Source organism: Nostoc sp. CALU 546 (genome assembly GCF_048836525.1).
In genome coordinates, this window is the sequence record NZ_JAWJTF010000397.1 from 1 (window position 1) to 1,610 (window position 1,610).

At 48.3% G+C, this 1,610-nt stretch carries 2 protein-coding genes; both read left to right on the forward strand.

Annotation, left to right across the window (positions count from 1 at the left end):
- The coding region (locus tag RRG12_RS44000) for a TetR family transcriptional regulator (protein ID WP_420763355.1) at positions 1–718 on the forward strand (718 nt) is incomplete at its 5' end.
- 316 nt (positions 719–1,034) lie between these two features.
- Complete coding sequence (locus RRG12_RS44005; RefSeq protein WP_084227417.1) at positions 1,035–1,550, forward strand: DUF1579 domain-containing protein; 516 nt, start codon at positions 1,035–1,037, stop codon at positions 1,548–1,550.
- The last annotated feature ends 60 nt before the right edge of the window (positions 1,551–1,610 follow it).

Below are 1,610 nucleotides of genomic sequence, written 5' to 3' on the forward strand. Positions count from 1 at the left end.
GGCAGCGGCGGTCTTTGATGAAGTGGGCTACGAAGCGGCGACGACTCATCTAATCGCAGCTAAAGCGGGAACAGCAATCGGCTCTCTCTATCAGTTTTTTCCAGACAAAGCTGCCATTTTCAAGGCAATGGAGTTACGCCATACGGAGCGAGTGAAAGCGATGTGGGCACGGGTGGACATCCCAGCCATTGTGCAACTGCCGCTTTGCCAAATGATTCATGCGATTGCCACTGCTGTAGCAGCGCTCTTTGAGCAACCCGTGTCACGAGTGGTGTTTGTGCAGTTTTATCTAGCCCGTGAAATTTTCCAGACGATCGATGAAAGCATGACGCAGGAAGCAATCAACTTCATGGCAAGTATTCTGAGGCAACGCAAGCCCGCCCTCGCCGAGGAACAGTACAGTCTGCTGGCAGAAGTGTGTGTGCATAGCAGCAACGCGGTGATGCTGGCAGCCCTCCGCAGCCCAAATCAGGAACACTGCCAACGGTTAATTCAGCAGATTGAGGACTTGCTGGTATCCTATTTAGAGCCGCATCTGGGAGATTATCAGTCGAATTATGTAATGAAAGTAATGGTATGCCCTCAATGTCGATCGCAGCAGTTATCGAAAAATGGGTATCGCCGAGGCAAGCAGTGCTACCGCTGCAAGGATTGCGGGCGGCAGTTTGTAGAGGGTGGGCGATCACATTTTTCCTATCCCAATGAGCCATCTGAGTAACTAGAGCTATCTTGGCGTCACCGTGTCAAACCGGGTAGATTGTACGCGCTTGGCTGAAACTAAGATGAGGTAAGCCTTTCAAGAAGTGTTTTTTGGTGAAGGCAATCAACTTCAAAAGGAGAAATCATGAGTACCATTCGTCAATCTGCCAGTTAAAAACCTCAATTAGTTGAGTCATGATAGTATTTATGTACTATTAAAGTTTTGATTTTTGATCATTTCACGCGGTTCATAGCCCTTTGGGGCGGCTTCGCCTACAGAGTTGGGCTTCGCGCTAATTACATTCCTCAATGATTCATCAAAAGGAGCTAAAGCAATGGAAACAGCCAAAACACAACAGGAGCCAATAATGAATACTGAGCCACAAAAAGAACATCAGTGGCTACAGAAACTCGTCGGTGAGTGGACTTATGAAACAGAAGCGATGATGAGTCCAGATCAACCGCCTGAAAGAGCAACAGGAACAGAAAGTGTGCGATCAATCGGTGGACTCTGGGTTGTAGGTGAAGGACAGGGCGAAATGCCCTGTGGTGGTGCGGCAACAATGATAATAACGCTGGGATATGACCCGCAGAAGCAACGCTATGTAGGCACCTGGGTTGGGTCAATGATGACTTATCTGTGGTTGTACGAAGGTGAATTGGACGCGGCTAAAAACATGCTAACGCTCAATTCTGATGGGCCCGCGATGACGGGCGATGAGAAGATGGCAAAGTACAGAGATGTAATCGAGTTCAAGAGTGACAATCATCGGGTGATGACATCTCATATATTGGGTGATGACGGGCAGTGGCACCAGTTTATGACCGTAAATTCTCGGCGAAAGCATTAACAGAAGGGTACCAAGCCCATCCTACTGCGCTTGAGTGCAAACAACATTCTTATCTCGGTT